Source organism: Ruegeria sp. CH6 (assembly GCF_056537005.1).
Genome location: NZ_JBQFQS010000004.1, coordinates 38,411 through 57,913, shown reverse-complemented (window position 1 = coordinate 57,913; position 19,503 = coordinate 38,411). Strand labels below are relative to the sequence as shown.

17 protein-coding genes are annotated in these 19,503 nt (G+C 55.3%); 7 read left to right on the top strand and 10 right to left on the bottom strand.

Translation table 11 applies throughout. The annotated features are described in order from the left end of the window. The first annotated feature begins 1 nt into the window (after position 1). Positions 2-1,342 carry a S41 family peptidase gene (locus ACR0CW_RS11150; RefSeq protein WP_155145562.1) on the top strand — a complete coding sequence of 447 codons (1,341 nt, stop codon included), beginning with the start codon at positions 2-4 and terminating at the stop codon, positions 1,340-1,342. A 45-nt stretch (positions 1,343-1,387) separates the two neighbouring features. On the opposite strand, the gene ACR0CW_RS11145 is transcribed toward ACR0CW_RS11150, so the two are convergent. From ACR0CW_RS11145 to ACR0CW_RS11135, 3 genes are all read right to left on the bottom strand, one after another. Next, positions 1,388-2,914, bottom strand: coding sequence for an MFS transporter (locus ACR0CW_RS11145; protein ID WP_480787841.1), 1,527 nt, complete (start codon positions 2,912-2,914; stop codon positions 1,388-1,390). 109 nt (positions 2,915-3,023) lie between these two features. Next, positions 3,024-3,386 (bottom strand): hypothetical protein, encoded by a 363-nt coding sequence (locus ACR0CW_RS11140; RefSeq protein ID WP_480787840.1) that lies wholly within the window; start codon positions 3,384-3,386, stop codon positions 3,024-3,026. A gap of 11 nt (positions 3,387-3,397) precedes the next feature. Further along, on the bottom strand, positions 3,398-4,159 hold the full coding sequence (locus tag ACR0CW_RS11135; protein WP_480787839.1) for a DUF6478 family protein: 762 nt from the start codon (positions 4,157-4,159) through the stop codon (positions 3,398-3,400). 247 nt (positions 4,160-4,406) lie between these two features. Here ACR0CW_RS11135 and ACR0CW_RS11130 point away from each other — a divergent pair, with 247 nt between their 5' ends. Genes ACR0CW_RS11130 through ACR0CW_RS11115 form a run of 4 tightly spaced genes read left to right on the top strand, consistent with a single transcriptional unit; the run spans position 4,407 to position 10,653 of the window. Further along, positions 4,407-7,502: an ABC transporter transmembrane domain-containing protein gene (locus tag ACR0CW_RS11130; protein WP_480787838.1), complete on the top strand. Its 3,096-nt coding sequence runs from the start codon at positions 4,407-4,409 to the stop codon at positions 7,500-7,502. Beyond that, complete coding sequence (locus tag ACR0CW_RS11125) at positions 7,492-8,391, top strand: CPBP family intramembrane glutamic endopeptidase (RefSeq protein WP_480787837.1); 900 nt, start codon at positions 7,492-7,494, stop codon at positions 8,389-8,391. The genes ACR0CW_RS11130 and ACR0CW_RS11125 overlap by 11 nt, the downstream gene beginning before the upstream one ends. A gap of 58 nt (positions 8,392-8,449) precedes the next feature. After that, the gene (gene accD / locus ACR0CW_RS11120) at positions 8,450-9,382 is read left to right on the top strand and encodes an acetyl-CoA carboxylase, carboxyltransferase subunit beta (RefSeq protein WP_170333767.1); all 933 of its coding nucleotides are present in this window, start codon (positions 8,450-8,452) and stop codon (positions 9,380-9,382) included. Further along, entirely contained in the window at positions 9,379-10,653 is a 1,275-nt protein-coding gene (locus ACR0CW_RS11115; protein WP_480787836.1) for a bifunctional folylpolyglutamate synthase/dihydrofolate synthase, read from the top strand. The genes accD and ACR0CW_RS11115 overlap by 4 nt, the downstream gene beginning before the upstream one ends. Before the next feature lie 53 nt (positions 10,654-10,706). Here the strand turns inward: ACR0CW_RS11115 and zapE are convergent, their stop codons facing one another. Further along, complete coding sequence (gene zapE, locus ACR0CW_RS11110) at positions 10,707-11,765, bottom strand: cell division protein ZapE (protein WP_480787835.1); 1,059 nt, start codon at positions 11,763-11,765, stop codon at positions 10,707-10,709. A 145-nt stretch (positions 11,766-11,910) separates the two neighbouring features. On the opposite strand from zapE, the gene ACR0CW_RS11105 reads away from it, so the two are divergent. Further along, entirely contained in the window at positions 11,911-13,152 is a 1,242-nt protein-coding gene (locus ACR0CW_RS11105) for an MFS transporter (protein WP_480787834.1), read from the top strand. A 1-nt stretch (position 13,153) separates the two neighbouring features. Here ACR0CW_RS11105 and ACR0CW_RS11100 read toward each other — a convergent pair whose 3' ends face one another. The 6 genes from ACR0CW_RS11100 to mbfA form a co-directional block, all read right to left on the bottom strand. Beyond that, positions 13,154-13,774 carry an HAD family hydrolase gene (locus ACR0CW_RS11100; RefSeq protein ID WP_480787833.1) on the bottom strand — a complete coding sequence of 207 codons (621 nt, stop codon included), beginning with the start codon at positions 13,772-13,774 and terminating at the stop codon, positions 13,154-13,156. A gap of 155 nt (positions 13,775-13,929) precedes the next feature. Continuing rightward, positions 13,930-14,385: a YaiI/YqxD family protein gene (locus ACR0CW_RS11095; RefSeq protein ID WP_480787832.1), complete on the bottom strand. Its 456-nt coding sequence runs from the start codon at positions 14,383-14,385 to the stop codon at positions 13,930-13,932. Further along, a complete protein-coding gene (gene sthA, locus ACR0CW_RS11090; protein ID WP_480741799.1) occupies positions 14,382-15,860 on the bottom strand; it encodes a Si-specific NAD(P)(+) transhydrogenase in 1,479 nt (492 codons plus the stop codon). The genes ACR0CW_RS11095 and sthA overlap by 4 nt, the downstream gene beginning before the upstream one ends. Before the next feature lie 3 nt (positions 15,861-15,863). Beyond that, entirely contained in the window at positions 15,864-16,697 is an 834-nt protein-coding gene (gene fghA, locus ACR0CW_RS11085) for an S-formylglutathione hydrolase (protein ID WP_480787831.1), read from the bottom strand. A 102-nt stretch (positions 16,698-16,799) separates the two neighbouring features. Further along, positions 16,800-17,729, bottom strand: a complete 930-nt coding sequence (locus ACR0CW_RS11080; protein WP_480787830.1) for an AEC family transporter — start codon at positions 17,727-17,729, stop codon at positions 16,800-16,802. Positions 17,730-17,772: 43 nt separating this feature from the next. Next, positions 17,773-18,747: an iron exporter MbfA gene (mbfA, locus tag ACR0CW_RS11075; RefSeq protein ID WP_480787829.1), complete on the bottom strand. Its 975-nt coding sequence runs from the start codon at positions 18,745-18,747 to the stop codon at positions 17,773-17,775. 128 nt (positions 18,748-18,875) lie between these two features. Here mbfA and ACR0CW_RS11070 point away from each other — a divergent pair, with 128 nt between their 5' ends. Beyond that, positions 18,876-19,493, top strand: a complete 618-nt coding sequence (locus tag ACR0CW_RS11070; protein WP_155145592.1) for a TetR/AcrR family transcriptional regulator — start codon at positions 18,876-18,878, stop codon at positions 19,491-19,493. The last annotated feature ends 10 nt before the right edge of the window (positions 19,494-19,503 follow it).

The following is a 19,503-nucleotide window of genomic DNA, read 5'->3' as shown; positions in this document are numbered from 1 at the left end:
TATGAAGAAATTTATTATGGCCGGTCTGGCCGGAACCGTGGCAGGGATTGTTGCAACGACACAAATCGCCGGACCACTGCTGGCGCAAGAGGCTGAAAACAAGGCCAGTGTCTATGAGCAACTAGACCTGTTCGGTGACATCTTTGAACGGATCCGTGCACAATATGTCGAAGAAGTCGAATCTGACGAACTGATCGAAGCGGCAATCGATGGCATGCTGACTTCGCTTGACCCACACTCCAGCTACTTGTCGCCTGATGACGCTGAGCAGATGCGCGTTCAGACTCGCGGAGAGTTCGGTGGTCTGGGCATCGAGGTCACGCAGGAAGAAGGTTTCGTCAAAGTGGTTTCGCCCATTGACGACACACCAGCGGATGAGGCCGGGATCGAAGCCGGCGATTTCATCACCCATGTCGATGGTGAGAGCATTCTTGGCCTGACGCTTGATAAAGCGGTTGACCTGATGCGCGGGCCGGTTGGGTCCGAAATCGTCATCACAGTGGTTCGTGAAGGCGAGCAGGAGCCATTCGATGTCACCATCATCCGTGACACGATTAAGCTGACCGCGGTGCGCGCCCGTACCGAAGGCACCAGCGTTGTTCTGCGCGTGACCACCTTCAACGATCAGACCTATCCGAACCTTCAGGCCGGGCTGGAAGAGCAAATTGAAGAAGCTGGTGGCATCGACAAAGTCAACGGTTTCGTTCTGGACCTGCGTAACAACCCTGGCGGTTTGCTGACACAGGCAATCAAGGTGTCTGACGCGTTTCTGAACGAAGGCGAAATCGTCTCGACCCGTGGCCGCAACCCCGAAGAGGGTGAGCGTTTCAACGCGACACCAGGTGACCTGGCCGAGGGCAAACCGATTGTGGTTCTGATCAACGGCGGTTCTGCGTCAGCGTCCGAGATCGTTGCCGGTGCTCTGCAGGACCATCACCGCGCGATTGTTGTCGGCACCAAGAGTTTCGGCAAGGGATCGGTGCAGACTGTCATGCCTCTGCGTGGTGATGGAGCAATGCGCCTGACGACCTCGCGCTATTACACCCCTTCGGGTCGCTCGATCCAGGCGCTTGGTGTCAGCCCCGACATCATCGTTGAGCAGCCGCGCCCGACGCCGGAAACCGAAGAGGAAGAGACCAACACGTTCTCGCGCTCTGAGGCCGATCTGCGCGGCAGCCTGAACAATGACAGCCTGAGTGAAGACGAAATTCGTCAGATCGAAGAAGACCGTGCCAAGGCCGAAGCAACGGCTGAACTGCGGGAAGAGGATTATCAGCTGGCTTACGCCATCGATATTCTAAAAGGTCTGTCCGCCTTCAACCCGAACGGGCCATCGCAGTAAGACAAAAAGGGCCGCGCCACTGTCGCGGCCCTTTTCATTTCCAGGTCAGCTTTCGACTTTGTGCAGTTTGTTTTCGTCCAGCATCAGGGCCAGCAAAACGCCGATAGATACGGATACAGTCGCAAAGATAAACGCCATATTCATACCGCTGTCGAAGGCTGCATTTATCGCGTTTCGAACCTGTTCTGCCTCAGTGGTACTGAGCTTGTTTAAAACGTCCCGAGCAGAAGCTGTCGAAAGTGTGCCCCCATTGATCGCGCGTTGGTCAGCCTCGGACATGCTAATGCCCGCGGCACTCAGTCGTTCGCGCAGTGATGAAAGACTGGTGACATACATAATCGCAGTCGCACAGGCGACAGAAATGGCACCATAGACCAGATGAGTCATGAAGCTGAGGCCGCCAACCAAGCCCGCGCGCTCAGGCTTGACGGCACACACTGCTGCAGTCCCGGAAGGACCAACGGTAAGCGTCGCACCCAGGCCAATCATCGCCATTCCGGGCAATATCTGAAAATACCCTAACCCTGCAGGCAAGATCACCACGCTGGCCGCTCCGAGCGTTGCGCACATATAGCCCCAAAACAACAACCGCTTAGGACCAAAATCGTTGTAGAGAGTGCCAGAAATAATCGATCCGACCGCCAGCAATACCGTAAGTGGAGCCAATCCAAGCGCAGATTGAAAAACCGACCAGCCCAGAACCTTTTGCATGTATTGGGGAAAGTATAGCAAGCCAACAAAGGCAGCTGACACATTGAACATATTCAGACCAAGGGTGATCAGAAACTCTCGGTTCTGCATCATTTGGGGCAGCAGCAGCGGTTCCTTCACCCGTTTTTCGACCCTCGGGAACAGCAGGAACAGCACGGCACTTACGAAAAACAACAAAAGCAGCGGAACCGAAGTCCAGCCCCAGTCCGCGCCCACATCCAGCCCATAAAGCAACAGCAGAACCGCAAAAGACAGGATGCCCATTCCAGCAAAGTCGATGTGTTCACCTTGTTTGTGCGTCTTTTCGCGCTCCATAAGTATAAGGGCGGTCGCCATCGAAATGCACGAAAACACAACGTTGGCCAGGAAGAACAGGCGCCAATCTCCGAGATTGACGACAAACCCGCTGATCATCGGCCCAAAGACGTTTCCGGTGGTAACACCCGCAAGGATCAACCCCATGACCATGGCGCGGTGTTCCTCTCGGGATACTTTTGTTGCACCAAAGGCCAAGGTGCAGGGCCAGACGCATCCGGCACCGATGCCTTGCAGGGCGCGAGCTCCAACCAGAAAATCCAGACTGGGCGCAACAAAACACATAATGGACGAAAACAGGAATATCGAAAGGCCGATGATCATCATCTTCCGGTGTCCGAACATGTCACCCAACCGACCACCAGCAACCATGGTCATGGCAAAGAACAGGGCGTAAATGTTCAAAACCCATTGCGTGCTGGTGATGTCTGCGTCGAATGTGTTTTCGATGGCCGGAACCAGCATAAGCGCGCCCGTGAAATCGATACCGATACCAAAGGCAGTCACCATCAGGGCGATGACCTTTACAATGCTGCTGCGTTCCATGGGGTCACCCGAAATGTGCTGGATGCCCGTTATGATGCATTGTTCCGGCTAAAAAGATAGAAAAATCGGTCAATTACCGCTTTCTACCTAGTGTCATGTCCAACCCGGATCAGGGGTTGTTTTCGCCGTGAAGCCGGCGAAACGCGCGTTTCAACATATCCAGTTCAGCACGTAGCAGAGACAATTCAGCCCGCATGTCTTCTGCGACTGGTGAGCCAGAGATAACTGTGAAATCACCTAGTTTGTGGTTGGAACGCTGATCCCAAATAACAACGCTATGTACACCTTCGGACAACAGGCTCGAGGGGACCGGGACGCGCAGCGTCCATCCACCTTCGGCCTCTGCCAATTCAACATCCGGCAAGGTTTGATCCCGATAGCGCACTTCAATCTCAGGCGTATCTTCCGAGGCCAGATGCCCTTCCCAGATGGCATTTTCAAAGCGAATAGGGGTCAAATTCGTTTGTGTCATTTATTGAACTCTCACAAATCAGCCCGATGATGGCGACACAGGGTCAGGTCGCGCAGAACGATCCGGTTCATTCTTGGATCGTTTATGATGAGATCCAACCAGATTTTCTCGACCCGGCGTTCATTCAGATGGAGATGAGCCAGATCGAAATCTACCGACATAGAAGAATCAGAGTGGCTCAGTTCACGCAGCACTTGTTCAGTGTTGGGCCCGTGCTGAATGTTGAGGCGTGCGAACATGCCTGTTGGTCTTTCACACTCGATCTGGGCACTGGCGCGTATTAGATGCTGCCGTGTAAGGCCAAAAGTGGCTTCGGCAGGCAATTCAATGGACAGAGACAGGAACGAACCGGTGAATTCAAAAATCTCCAGTGCAAGACTGAAAGGTGCCAGATCCTTGTCCGCAGTGTTTCGGGTTTGCCGGATGGCGATTTCGCCAAGATCGCAGTCATGAAACAGGGTAACCTGCTTATCCATTGACGTTTTGCGCGAAAGTGATGCGTGGCCATGCTTTGCCAAAGGGCCTCGCCATAGATCTGGTCGCCACGCCCAGTCGGTACCAAGTGGTTTGGGAAAACTCGTCGATCCGATCAGGGGGCGGGTTAGTCTCCCATCCGCAACTTGGATCAACCGCTCCAGATGCAATCTGAATTGACGGGCTTCATCTCTCTGCCGTCGCAACAAATGCAGCGCGGTAAATGGCGCCGATTGCGCTGCTTTGCGCCAACGCCCCAATACCTTGCGGCTTACATATTGATCCAGAATCTTGCCCATGGCTCCAACGTTAGAAACTGCATCTGTTTAGTCAAAGATAACGGGTGGGATAAACCCATGTTTCGACTCCGACTTCAGAATTTTGTGATTTGTTAAGGTCACGACCAGAGGACGGGCTTTTATTCGAAATTTGTAGCTTCTGCCATTCTTGAAATAGTCGAACCCAGAGCTTACCGTCAGGCACCCGGTCGCAGTGGATCCCCCGCAACGTGCCGAAGATCACTCAAGTTCATGGCGAGGCCGGGGTATGGAACCCACTCTATTCGCGTTCATCTGGAAACACTCAAAAAAGCAGCAATTAATCCTGCTGTTACTGACAGTATTGTCGTTTCCGTTTCTGTACGCCTCGCTTGAACTGCCCAAGCAGATCATCAATGACGCAATCGGTGCACCGGGTGATACCGTCACCAAATTTGGCATAACTGTTACCCAGATACAGTATCTGCTGGTCTTGTGTTTCGCATTTCTGGCGACAGTGATTGCCAGCGGCCTGATGAAGATGCGCATCAATACGATGAAGGGCATTCTGGCCGAACGGATGCTGCGCCGGTTGCGATTCACGCTGATCAGCCGGTCCATGCGGTTTCCAAAGTCATATTTTGCCACCACCAGCCAGGGTGAGCTGGTGTCGATGATCACGTCCGAGGCCGAACCCATGGGCGGGCTCATGGGTGATGCCATTGCACAGCCGGTGTTTCAGTTCGGACAGATGATGACCATCGTCACCTTCCTGTTCATGCAGAGCGTTTGGTTCGGGCTGGCCAGTATTGCGCTGATCCCGCTACAAGCTTGGCTGATCCCCAAGCTGCAGCGGCAAATTAACCTGCTGAACAAGGAACGTATTCAGGAAGTCCGCCAGCTTAGTTCGGAGATTGGGGAAAGCGCAGCTGGGATCAGTGATCTGCGCACAAACGGCGGTTGGCGGTATCGTCTGGCGCAATTCAGCCATCGGCTTGGGACTTTGTTCGAGATCCGGTTCCGGATCTACAACAAGAAATTCTTCATGAAGTTCCTCAACAATCTGATCACTCAGATGACGCCGTTTCTGTTTTATTCGGTCGGCGGCTATCTGGCGATCACAGGTGAGGTAACGGTCGGAGCGCTGGTCGCCGCACTTGGAGCCTACAAGGACCTGAGCGGGCCTTGGAAGGATCTGCTGACCTATTACAACCAAGTACAGGACATGTCCCTGCGCTGGCAGATCGTGACCGAGCGTTTTGCCCCGTCAAACATGATCCCCGAAGATCTGTTCGAGAATGAGCCCGAGACGATCCCACACCTGAAAGGAGATATTGAGCTGCGGAATGTGACTGTCCGCGACGATGACGGCAAAACTGTTCTGGAAGATATCGACCTGACCATACCCAGCGGTGCGCGCGTCGCGATTCAGTCGACCCACGCCGCGGAACGCAATGCGCTGGCTCAGTTGCTGACCCGTGAGCTTTTGCCAACTCAGGGCGAAGTCGTTTTGGCTGGGCATAATCTCAGAGAATTGCATCAGGCGGTGATCGCTGCGCGGATCGGCTACGCATATTCCAGACCCTATCTGTTCGACGGCACATTGGGCGATAACCTGATGATGCCACTTCGCACCCACCCGCAACACGAAAGCGATGCAATCAAAGCCCCCACGCGACGCCAGATCGAGGCCGTTCGTGCGGGCAATCCACCGGACTCGCTATCGGATGAATGGGTTGATCCTGGCCTTGCCGGGCTGGATGATATTGACGAAATTCGCGACTGGTGGTTCCAGCTGGTTGAAGCAATGGGCATTGACGAGTTCATGTTCCGGCGCACTTTGCGCTCGCAATTTGACCCTGAACTGCATCCGGATCTAGCGGGCGAAATCGTTAGGTTGCGAAATACGGTTGCCGAGCGGCTGCAAGAGCGTGATCTGGACCAATACGTCTACCGATTTGATCCGGACCAGTTCAACCCGGCCGTACCTTTGGGTGGAAATCTGTTGTTCGCTTCGCCTTCGCGGGATATTTCGCCTGACATTCTGGCCGGTGATGGCCGGTTTATGGCGATGCTCAAGGCGCATGATCTGGATGATGATGCGATGGGAATCGCGAATGCGGTTCTCGACACGCTTCACAAGACATTTGGGCGTGATGGCACCGATCACCCGCTGTTTTTGCGGCTGGGCATGGCCAAAGACATGTTCCACCGGCTTCTGGATATTGAAGAGCGGCGCAAATCCAAAGGGGATGCAGACCTGAGCGATCAGGAACGTGCTTTGCTGCTGACAGTACCCTTCCTTCTGACGGCTGAACAAATTGGCCCAAGCTTCCCAGAGGAATACAAAGAAAAAATCCTCTCAATCCGGAAAAGCCAGGCTGAAAAGCTCCATGCGTCTCTTAACGGGCTGTTCATTCCTGTCACACCTGACGTCTACGTGCCGCGGCTGACTGTCATTGAAAACGCTCTGTATGGCCGGATTTCAATCATGGCCGGTGCCCACGCGGATGAGATTGAAGAGGTCGTAGCCGAAGTCCTGAACGAAGCCGGCCTGAGACGTCGCGCGGCCGCCATTATCTATGACCTTCCATCGGGCTTAGGCGGGAACAACCTGCCGACAGTGTTCCAAGAGCGGGCAGCGTTCTCGCGCGCAGGCATCAAGCGCCCAGACATTCTGATCCTCGATAAAGCTCTGGCCAGCCACGATTCCGAGAGCCGCCTGAGAACGCGCCTCAGACTGCGCGAGCTGCTGCCGGATTCGATCATGATCTTCATGGAGGATCATTTTGCGCATCCCGAGGCATATGATCTTTTTGTCGAAGTCAAAGATGGCCGCATTGATGGCATTTCACGTACACAGCTCGAAACCGAAGAGGAAACCTCAGACGACCTGAGCCGCAAGCTCAAAATCATATCTTCGACCGAGTTGTTTTCGCGCATCGACGCAAAAAACCAGCGTTTGTTGGCGTTTTCAGCCCAATGGTACGATGCTGCGGCCGGTCAAACCATTTTCGCACGCGGTCAAAACCCGGACGCCGCCTATCTGTGTATCTCAGGTCAGGCCAGTCTGAACTGGACACAGGGTGACGGAGAAAAAGGATCCATCTCGATCGTCGAACCGGGTCGGCTGATTGGTGATCTGTCCATCATCACCGGAGACCCGAGACAACTGGATCTTGTCGCGTTGACCGATTGTTCGTTCCTCAGAATCGGAGCAGAGGAACTGCGTGCCGTGGTCGAAAGTGATGCAACGGTGGCGGTAAAGCTGCTGGAAACCGTGGCGGGATACCTGACAGAACTTGCTGAAATCATGCGAGAATCCAACACACTGATACCTACGGATTCGGTCACTGCAACCACCGAGCAAGTCAATGAAGGATGAGCGAACGATTGGCGCTTATGCCAGCCATGAACAGCTGGTGGCAAAGGCCCGACCATATCCGGAACTCTGGCGCCTGTTGGTCGGTCTGGCGATTGTTGTTGCAACCTATACAATTCTGAACCTGATCTTATTTGGGCTTGCCGCCGGGCTGGGGCCAAACGGGTGGCAGACAGGCCTGCAGAATGGCTCATCACCGCTGGCTATGCTGGTATTGCTGGCAAGTTTTGGATTTGTGACCTTTGGTGTCACACTCGCTGCCAAATGGATGCAACACCGTACCCTGACCTCAGTAATCGGCCGGTGGTCAGCGACGATTCCGCAATTTCGTATCGTTTTGCGCGCCTTGTTGATTCTGGGCGCGGTTATTTTTGTTTTACCACCCTACGACTACGGCGCACCTCTGGTGCCGAACCTGGCGTTTTTTACTTGGCTGGCGCTGCTCCCGCTGTCAGTGCTGGCGGTTCTCATCCAGACGAGTGCCGAGGAGATTCTGTTTCGCGGCTATCTTCAACAATGTCTTGCCGCCCGTTTTCGGTCTCCGCTGATTTGGATGGGTCTTCCGTCCTTGCTGTTTGCTATTGGTCACTACGCACCCGCGGCTGCAGGTGACAACGCAATGCTGGTTGCGGTCTGGGCCTTCATATTTGGACTATTGACGGCAGATTTGACTGCAAGGGCAGGGACATTAGCACCCGCTATAGCACTGCATTTCTTTAATAATGCGGTGGCTCTTCTGGTCGTGTCACTGCCAGATAGCCTCAGCGGCCTCGCGCTCTATCACCTCCCATATGACATGACGGACACTGGGGTTCTCAGACAATGGCTCATCGTTGATTTCGCGGTGATGATTGTCAGCTGGCTGACAGTACGTCTTGCACTCAGGCGTTGATTGCATTTCCTTCCGTTGCGTCTTATTTGACGTCAACGCCGCATAACAAGGTTCCGACATGAACTGGATCACAAACTACGTCCGCCCCCGGATCAACTCGATCTTCTCGCGCCGGGAAGTGCCTGAAAACTTATGGCATAAGTGCGATGAGTGCGGAACGATGCTGTTCCATCGTGAATTGGCGGAAAACCAGAATGTCTGCACCCAGTGCGATCACCACATGGCGATCACGCCTCGTGATCGCTTCAAGCATTTGTTTGATGGCGGTATATTTACCGAAGTCGCGGTTCCGGCACCCAAAGATGATCCGCTGCAATTTCGCGACCAGAAAAAATACCCCGATCGCATGAAGGCGGCCCAGAAAAAGACGGGCGAGAAAGAGGCGATGCTAGTGGCAACCGGTGAAATCGGGCGTACACCCATTGTGGCAGCAGCTCAGGATTTCTCGTTCATGGGCGGATCGATGGGCATGTATGTCGGCAACGCCATCATCGCGGCTGCGCAAGAGGCGGTGAAGCTTAAACGCCCGCTGATCCTGTTTTCTGCCGCAGGCGGTGCCCGGATGCAGGAAGGCATCCTCAGCCTGATGCAGATGCCACGCACCACTGTTGCGGTGGAGATGCTGAAAGAAGCAAACCTGCCTTACATCGTTGTTCTGACCCACCCGACCACGGGTGGTGTGACCGCTTCTTATGCGATGCTGGGCGATGTTCATATTTCAGAGCCAAACGCCCTGATCTGTTTTGCCGGTCCTCGCGTGATCGAACAGACCATCCGTGAAAAACTGCCCGAAGGTTTCCAGCGCGCCGAGTATCTGCTGGATCACGGCATGCTGGACCGTGTGACCAAGCGGACCGAGATGCGGGATGAACTGATTACCATCACCCGAATGCTGATGGGGATGTCCCCTGCGGTCAAAGGCGATCTGCCTGCACCCGCAGCCGAAGAAACCCCGGCCGAGACCGCTGCTGAAGACGCAGGCGAGAAATGACCACTCAGACCTCGGACGTCATCCTTGATCGGATGATGGCGCTGCACCCCAAGATCATTGATCTGACCTTGGATCGTGTGTGGCGTTTGCTGGCCGCGCTCGACAATCCGCAAACCAAGCTGCCTCCGGTGATCCACATTGCCGGGACCAATGGCAAGGGGTCAACGCAAGCGATGATCCGGGCGGGTCTGGAGGGCGCCGGTCTATCGGCACATGCCTATACCTCACCGCATCTGGCGCGTTTCCATGAACGTATCCGTCTGGCGGGTGAACTGATTTCCGAAACCGACCTGACTGCAGTTCTGGATGAGTGCTATGCCGCCAATGGCGGTGAGAACATCACCTATTTCGAGATCACAACCTGCGCAGCGTTGCTGGCCTTTGCCCGCACAAAGGCAGATTACACGTTGCTTGAGGTTGGTCTGGGCGGGCGTCTGGATGCAACCAACGTCATCGAACAGCCTGCGGTGACGGTTATCACGCCCATCTCGATCGATCATGAGCAGTTTCTGGGCGATACACTTGGAAAAATCGCGGCTGAAAAAGCTGGCATCATCAAACCTGGTGTTCCATGCATCGTCGGGCCACAGCAGGATGAGGCACTGGAAGTCATCGAGTACACAGCCGCTCGTCTGGGTGCGCCGCTGCTTGTGCATGGTCAACATTGGCACGTTCACGAAGAAAACGGACGTCTGATTTATCAGGACGAAACTGGTCTGCGCGATCTGCCGCTTCCCAACCTACTTGGTGCCCACCAGATCCAGAACGCAGGCGCAGCTGTCGCTGTTCTGCGCCACCTCAAACTGGGTGATGACGCCTATGAAGCAGCCGTGAGCAAAGCCGAATGGCCGGCCCGGATGCAACGGCTGAAAACCGGTCCCTTGGTCGAACAGGCCCCTCAGGCTGAGCTTTGGTTGGATGGGGGTCACAACGCGGCTGCCGGGATCGCCCTGGCGGACGTGCTGTCGAAACTGCCCAAACGACCGACCCATATGATCTGCGGCATGCTTAATACCAAAGATGTCACGGGTTATCTGGCACCGCTCGCTGCACAGGCAGAAAGCCTGACGGCAGTTTCAATTCCGGGTGAGGCCAATACGCTCAGCGCAGAAGACACATCCGATGCCGCAAACCGGGTCAACTTGCCTTCTGATACGGCTGACAGTGTTGCAGATGCTTTAGCGGCGATCACTGCCAAGGATCCGCAAGCACGTGTTCTGATTTGCGGCTCGCTTTATCTGGCGGGCAACATTCTGCGCGAAAACGGATAGACTGCATCCTGCTGGATGGGTTCTGAAGCGTTGCCCATGACTGGGCAGTGTCTTTACTTGCCCCAATCCTTATCCTGCATCTCACGCAGGCGCGAGGCGGTACGTTCAAACTCAAAAGTTCCCTCACCTTCGACATAGAGCATTTCCGGCTCTGCGGCGGCAGAACAGATCAGCCGAACTTTGGCCTCATACAGCGCATCGATCAGAGTCACGAACCGCTTGGCTTCATTGAAGTTGTTCCGCGATAGGCGAGGAACATCTTCAAGTACCAGAACCTTCAGTGCGTCTGCGATCGCCAGATAGTCGCCCGGACCCAACATACGCCCACACAAGTCATAAAATGATGCCCGAGCGACCCCATTCCTGAATGCCGGCAGCACCACTTCACGGCCCTTGACCTGCAAGCTGAGCGGTTCTGCGGGCCCGCCAGCCAGATCATTCCAGACAGACCGGATCTTCTCTCTGGCTTCGGGTCCGATTGGGCTGAAGTAGACCGGCGATCCCTCCAGACGGTTTTGCCGATAATCGGTCGGGGAGGTCAACTCCCATATCACCAACTGCTCTTTGATGTGATGGATAAAGGGTAAAAACAACTGGCGGTTCAGACCGTTCTTGTAGAGGTCATCAGGATGCCGGTTCGAGGTCGTGACAATCACGACACCGCCATCATGCAGCATATCAAACAGGCGACCGACGATCATCGCATCGGTGATATCGGTGATCTGCATCTCGTCAAAGGCGAGCAACCGAACGGTTTTGATCACCCTCTCAGCAACCGGGGCGAGCGCGTCCTGAACGCCATCTTCTCGCGCCTTGTGCATTCCGGCATGGATTTCCTGCATGAAGGCGTGGAAATGAACGCGCCGGGCAGGGATATCACCCAACGTCTCGACGAACATGTCCATCAACATCGATTTGCCGCGCCCCACACCGCCCCACAAATACAAGCCTTTTGGTGGCGGGGGTGGCTTGCGGAACAATCCACGCTTTACCGGTGTGGCCAGAGCCGAGCGAATGCGTTCGAATTCAGGAAGAACAGCCTCTTGCGCGTCGTCCCGCGTCAGGGTGCCATCTGCAATGCGGGCTTCATAGAGCGAAATCAAATCCGTCATAACCGAGCCATAGCGCTAGCTCAGCGCCTTGAAAAGCAGACAATTTCGGCACGCATCAAAAATGGTTAAGCGTAACCGCAAAACTCCTGAATTGACGCGATCAGCATTCCGGATAATTTCTGTCCCGATATGTAACGGAGGCCCCATGCCGCAATCAGCCAGCTTGCTGAACCCTGTTCTGATCGTTGGATGTATCATCATCACGGTCAGCTTTGCCGTGCGTGCCTCCTTTGGGGTATTTCAGATTCCGATTGCGGATGAGTTTGGTTGGTTGCGAACCGATTTCTCTATGGCAATCGCGATTCAAAATCTCGCCTGGGGTATCGGGCAGCCGATATTTGCAGCCATCGCCGAAAAGGTCGGCGACAGACGCGCAGTGGTTCTGGGCGCGCTGACCTATGCAGCAGGGATGGTTCTGTCTGCCTGGTCGGTTACGCCATTCGGCCATCAGATGTATGCATGGCTGGTTGGCTTTGGCATCGCAGGTACCGGATTTGGCGTTGTACTGGCCGTGGTTGGGCGTGCGTCATCGGACAAAAACCGATCCATGTCTCTGGCAATTGTCACCGCCGCTGGCAGTTTCGGTCAGGTGATCGGCGCGCCAACGGCGGAATGGCTGCTGTCCTTCCTGCCGTGGCAGCAAGTCTTTGTTGTCTTTGCCGTATCGATCCTCGCACTCGTGCTGACGCTCCCTTTCATGCGTGCACCTACGCCGGTCAGCAAAGCTGAGTTGGAAGAAAGCATGAGCCAGATACTGGGCAAGGCTTTCCGTGATCCATCCTATGCGCTGATTTTTCTTGGTTTCTTCAGCTGCGGTTATCAGCTCGCATTCATCACCGCGCATTTTCCGGCTTTCGTGACTGAAATGTGTGGTCCGATCCAGCCCGGTGGCGTTCTACACTCACTGGGCATCACAACGACATCCGCACTGGGCGCAGTAGCAATTTCATTGGTTGGGCTCGCCAATATCGGGGGCACTCTGCTGGCGGGCTGGGCAGGCAATCACTTCCCAAAGAAGTATCTATTGGCGGCCATCTACACAGCCCGAACGATTGCAGCGGCCGCGTTCATCATGATGCCGATCACACCCATGTCGGTCATCGTATTCTCGATTGTCATGGGCTCGCTCTGGCTTGCGACCGTTCCACTAACCTCCGGTCTTGTCGCCCATCTTTATGGCCTTCGCTACATGGGTACACTCTATGGCTTTGTATTCCTCAGCCACCAGATTGGCGGGTTCCTCGGCGTTTGGCTGGGTGGTCGGATGTATGATCTGTACGGGGATTACACCATGGTATGGTGGATCGGCGTAGCGGTAGGCGCCTTCAGCGCCATCGTCCATCTGCCAATCCGCGAGAACCGTACGGCTGAGCCTGTTGCCGCCTGAGTCAGGCGGCTTCTTCAGGGCTCAACAACCCTTCGGCAACCAACCGGTCCGCCCACCCCTGTGGCCCATTAAAGTGATGGGTCTGCCAGCCACGCGCTTTGGCCGTTTCGATATTGTCGATACGGTCATCAGCAAACAGCAGTGTTTCAGGTGAATGCCCGCAATCCGCCTCGACCATCTCGTAAATTGGAGAATGAGGTTTCACGTTCTTCATCCGACCCGAAACATAAAGACGATCAAACTCATTCAGAAACGGGTAGACGGTCGTCGCATAGTCAAAATTCTGCACACCGAAATTGGTCAGGGCGAACACCGGAACGCCCTTTTCGCGCAGGGCACGTTGCAAACGGACTGAATGCGGAATCTCAGGCGAAGCCAGCTTGATCCAATCGTCATGCCACATACGGATTTCATCACGCCATTCCGGGTACTTGTCCGCCCAGTTGTAAATTGTGTCAGTGAAATGATGACCTTGATCGACCAGATCGTTCATACCGTGCAAGTCAACCTCCGAGAACATGGCCCGGCGGCGGTCTTCTCCAATCACACGATCATAATAGCGCTCGGGCTGCCATTCGATCAGAACATTTCCGATATCAAAAATCACGGCTTCAACGGGCATGGGGCATTCCTGTCTGCTCGGGTTTGATTGCGATAACTGAAGCAAGCTCTGTCGCCATATTCAAGGCGGAACCGCACCGCGCGGGCTTTACCCGGACGGTGCCATGCCCAACAGGAAAGGGGGCATCAGTGATACCTCCTGCGCTGGTGGGAGCCTCAGCTTCGCATTGCCGCGCGGATTTCCCGTTCCAGGGCATCCAGAAAGCGTGACCTGTCCGCTTTACCAAACGGTTTTCCACCACCGCCCGCACCCAGCGGATTGGCGGCGCGCAGGTCCGCCATCAGATCGCGCATTGCGAGCTGCTGCCCGATGTTGGCGGCTGTGAAGGCCTCGCCATTGGCGCGCAGGACTCGCGCGCCAGCTTCAACGCATTTTGCCGCCAATGGTATGTCGGAGGTCACGACCACATCTCCAGGGCCACAGCGCTCGGCTATCCACTTGTCCGCTTCATCTGCGCCTTCCGCCACAATGATGACCTGAACCAGCGGGTTCGCGGATGGCCGCAACCCGCCGTTCGAGACCAGAACCATGGGCACCTTATGTCGCGTAGCGACCCGTTCAGACTCGGCCTTGACCGGGCAGGCATCACCATCGACATATAGGGTCGTCACGCTTTCTTCGCCTCTTTCTTGGCGGGTTCGGCTTTGACCTCAGCCGGCTTAGCCTCTTTCTTGCGCACCTTGAACTCGTCCGGGATCGGCATCCGGTTGAAGGCATCCAGTCCGGCGATTTTATAAGCCTCGGCCAATGTCGGATAATTGAAGGTGTTCTGAACGAAATAATCGACCGTACCTTTGAGGTTCAGCACCGCCTGAGCAATATGGATCAGCTCAGTCGCGCCTTCACCAACAATCTGTACACCCAGAACCCGGCGGGTTTTCAACGAGAACAGCATCTTCAGCATGCCATGCTCCAACCCCATGATGTGGCCGCGCGACGTTTCGCGGAACCGCGCCACACCAACTTCGTATGGGATGCCACGTTCCTGCAGTTCTTCCTCGGACATGCCGCAGGTCGAAATTTCAGGAACGGAATAGATACCGTAAGGGTACCAGGGGCTCTCGGGCAAAGTGGGAGTCTCAAGGGCGTGACAAGCAGCAACCCGGCCTTGCTGCAGCGAGGTCGAGGCCAGCGAGGGGTGGCCGATCACATCACCCGTTGCATAGATATGCGGCACCGAGGTCTGATAGGTCTTCCGATCCACACTGATGCGGTTCCGGTGATCCGTCTCAATACCCACTGCATCCAGATTGAGAGCCGAGGTCGCGCCCATACGCCCGGCTGCAAACAGCAGCATCTCAGACCGAACGTGACGCCCGTTTTCCAATGTGATCTCGACGTGACTTCCTGCGTCTTCGATCTTTTCAACGGCTGAGCCCAGCCGCAAATCCACGCCATTTTCACGGATCTGGTGCGTGAATTCGTGGATGATCGTGTTGTCGATGAAATCAAGAAACGAGTCGCGTGGTTCGATCAGGGTCACCCGGACATCAAGGGCCGAAAACATCGTCGCATACTCTACGCCAATCACGCCCGCACCGACCACACACAACGAACGGGGTATTTCCGCCATCTCAAGGAAGTCATCTCCATCCACAACGGTCTTGCCGTTGAAGGGAACATATTCCGGCCGATAGGTTTTAGTCCCGGTGGCGATCAGGAACTTTGCGCCCGTCAGGCGCGTCGTCTCGCCTGAATCGGTAGCCACCTCAACCTCGTGCGGACCAACGAATTTGGCCAGCCCTTCCAGCGTCTCCACGTGGTTACGGTTGAACTGGTGCTCCAGCACATCGACCTCATAATCGAGGGTCATATGCAGACGCGCCTTGAGGTCCTCTGCTCGGATCTGATCTTTGACGCGGTAGGACCGGCCGTAAAAGCTGCGCTCACGCCAGCCCGACAGGTTGAGAACGGTCTCACGCAAGGTCTTTGACGGGATCGTACCGGTATGTACCGAAACACCGCCCAATTTGTCCTTGCGATCAATGACAAGTACCCGACGCTTGAGTTTACCCGCCTGAATCGCAGCGGACCGTCCCGAAGGGCCGGAACCGATGATGATCAGATCATAGTCGTATTTGCTCATGCATCAGTCTCCGTAAAGAGCATCTGCGTGGAAGGACACGTGGTCTTCCATGAAGGTCGAAACAAAGAAATAAGAATGATCATAGCCAGGTTGCAGACGATTTGTTGCTTGCTGGCGACGCTCGGCGATGGCCTGCGCGAGTGCTTCGGGGCGCAACAGATCGATGAACTGATCATTGGTGCCAGTATCGATCAGGATCGGCCCGTCAAAACCTTTTTCCTTCATCATCAGCGTTGAATCGTGCTTGGCCCATGCAGCCCCGTCATCACCTAGATAGGCAGACAGCTGCTTGCGGCCCCAGTCGGAACCTGTCGGGTTCGAGATCGGAGCAAAGGCCGAGACGGAGCGGAACCTGCCCGGCAGGTTCATGGCGAGTGTCAGGGCTCCATGACCACCCATCGAATGACCCGTGATTGACTGGCGCTCACCATCTATGGCGAATTTCTCGGTCAGCAAGGCGGGCAGCTCATCTGCCACGTAGTCCCACATATTGAAATGCGGCGCCCACGGCTTCTGCGTGGCGTTCACATAAAAACCGGCACCCTGGCCAAGATCATAATCATCATGATCTGCCACATCAGCCCCACGCGGAGAGGTATCGGGAAACACCAGTGCAATCCCTTGCTCGGCGGCCCAGCTTTGCGCACCGGCCTTGGTCATCGCGTTTTCATGTGTGCAGGTCAGCCCGGACAGGTACCACAGCACTGGAACCGGGCCATCCTTGGCCTCGGGCGGAAGGAACAGGCCGAAAGTCATGTCACATTGGCAGGCCGACGAAGCATGGCGATAAACGCCCTGCACACCGCCGAAACATGCATTTTCCGATAGGGTTTCCATCTGGCATTGTCCTTGCGTTAGGTCTGGCCCATGGCTAACGGTCCGCGGTCCCGGCGTAAAGTGCGCGGGCTTGTTACAGCGGCTTTTTTCGAGGGTGACACCCTAGTTTGCACTCACCCAGGCGATCACAAACGGTAAAGTGATGATGCTGGCGATGGTGGACAACAAAATTGCAGCCGAAGCGCGATGCGGTGCGATCCCATAATGCGCCGCCAGCATGTATACGTTACCCGCAACCGGCAGCGCGGCAGCAGCGATGGCAACGGACGCGGGGAAGGGTTCAATCGGGATAATCCAGATCAAAACGATCGCCACGCAAACCGGATGAACAATCAGTTTGCAAAAGCTCAGCCAGGCGGCAATCTGCACTCTTTCAGCAGACTTGGTGGCCAGCGAGGCGCCGATAGCGAACAAAGCACCCGGTGTTGCCGCCCCGCCAAGAATGGTCAGAAAATCATTGAGAGGCGCGGGTACAGGCAACCGCAGGGCTGACCAAATCAGACCCGACGAAATCGACACAATCATCGGGTTCTTCAGCAGGCCAACACCGATCAGTCGCATCGTGCGCAGCGTTAGGCGACCATCGCGACCGCCGTTGATCAGGATGACGATCAAGGACGAAAACACCACCAGATCGACGGCAAGCACCAACATAACCGGACCGATTGCCGCCTCAGTGAACAGCAGCGCCAACATAGGCAGGCCAAGAAAGCCGACATTACCAATAGCCGCACATTGCGCCTCAACCGCAGCCGTCGGGATGTCGAGACCACGAAGGTAAGCAACAAGCGTCGCCAAACCATAAACGCAAAGCGTTCCGATCAGATAACCGATCACCAGTCTTCCATTGAAGATATCGGCAAAGGGCAGAGTGGCCGCAAAACGAAACAGCATTGCGGACAGTGCAAAATAGAACACGAATTTGGTCAGGTAGGCAGTGGCTTCTTCACTGAAAAAACGACTGCGACCGGCCCAGTATCCAAGGCCGATGATCGCGAAAAAAGGCAAGGTGCGCAGAAAGATATCGACCATGGGCGAATTGGTAACATGAATTTACCGCACCGCAAGCAGGACATCAGCCACTGCCGATAAGAATACCTGCAGCCAGCACCAGTGAGCCACCCAGCACCACCTGGAATGCCGCGCGGAAGAACGGAGTGTCCATGAAGCGGTTCTGAATCCACGCGATCGCCCAGAGCTCGCAGAATACGATCAGGAAGGCGATGCTGGTGGCCGTCCAGAATTCTGGGATGAGGTAGGGCAGGGCATGCCCCAGTCCTCCGACAGTAGTCATGACCCCCGATGCCAGGCCGCGCTTTACAGGAGAACCCCGCCCGGACAACTCTCCATCATCTGACGCCGCCTCGGTAAATCCCATTGAAATCCCGGCACCGACTGAAGCTGCAAGACCAACAAGAAACGTGGTCCAGGTATCCTGCGTTGCAAAAGCGGTGGCAAAGATCGGTGCCAGTGTGGAAACGGATCCATCCATCAGCCCGGCCAGTCCTGGCTGGACCCATGTCAGCACAAACTGACGACGTGAGACCGCCTGTTCGGATTCCTGACTGTCGGGATCCAAATAGGTTTGCTCCAACTCGGCAGCGGTGGCCTGATGGCCTGCCTCAGCCACGGCGAGATCGCCCAGCAGCTTGCGGGTTGCGGTATCGCTGCTGCGCTCAGCGGCGGTCAGATAAAACCTTTCGGCATCGCGCTCCATCATTTCGGCTTCTTCGCGGATACGTTCGATGCCCAAATTTTCGATCAGCCAAATGGGCCGTCGCGCATAATATCCTGCGACATGCTCGCGACGGATCAATGGGATCACTGATCCGAACCGATGCTCATGTAACCCGATCAGAAGGGACCTGTGCTGATCCTCTTCAGCAGCCATGCCGTCGAACACCTTTGCACTCGCGGGATAGTCACTTCGCAGCATTTCAGCATAGGACCGATAGATGCGCGCATCGTCTTCTTCGGACGAGATGGCAAGCGCAATGATCTCCTGTTCGGTCAGGTCGCGAAAGTGTTTTCGCTGGGTGAAAAAACGCATTAGCGCCTCACTATATTAGAACGATTCCAATTTACCGAACGTAACGAAGCTTTCAACCAGAACCGAAAATCGTTGAAACTAAACCGAACGGTTTATAGATTTGGAATACGTCAAGCCAAGGAGACAACATGACCCAAGCCGCCACCATTCTGCGTACAGGCCGAAAATTCGATCAGGTCTTGCGCGGAGCCCGAGAGGTTTTCATGGCGGATGGCTTCGAAGGTGCCAGCGTGGACGATATCGCCCGCGCTGCAGGCGTCTCAAAGGCAACGCTCTATAGCTACTTCCCCGACAAACGGCTGTTGTTTATGGAAGTGGCTCAAACCGAATGCAGCCTGATGGCTGAACGTATCATCTCGATGATCGACGAGACCAAACCAGCGCGTGAGGTCCTGACAATCGCAGCGACTCAGCTGACTGCCTTTCTGGTGTCGGATTTCGCGCAGCAGGTGTTCCGAATCTGCGTAGCCGAAAGGGATCGGTTTCCTGAGCTTGGTAAGGCTTTTTATCAGGCTGGTCCCGAGAACGGTCAACGACAGCTCGCAGAGTATCTGGAAAAGGCCGTCGCCAATGGCGAACTGGTCATCGAGGACATTCACATCGCTGCGGAACAGTTTTCTGAACTTTGCAAAGTCCGACTGTGGGGCAGAGCAGCTTTTGGCATCCAGTCAAGCTTTTCGCAGGAAGAGATCGATGAGGTCGCCCTGCAGGCGGTGGACATGTTCATGGCCCGCTACGGGACCTGATATACAAATC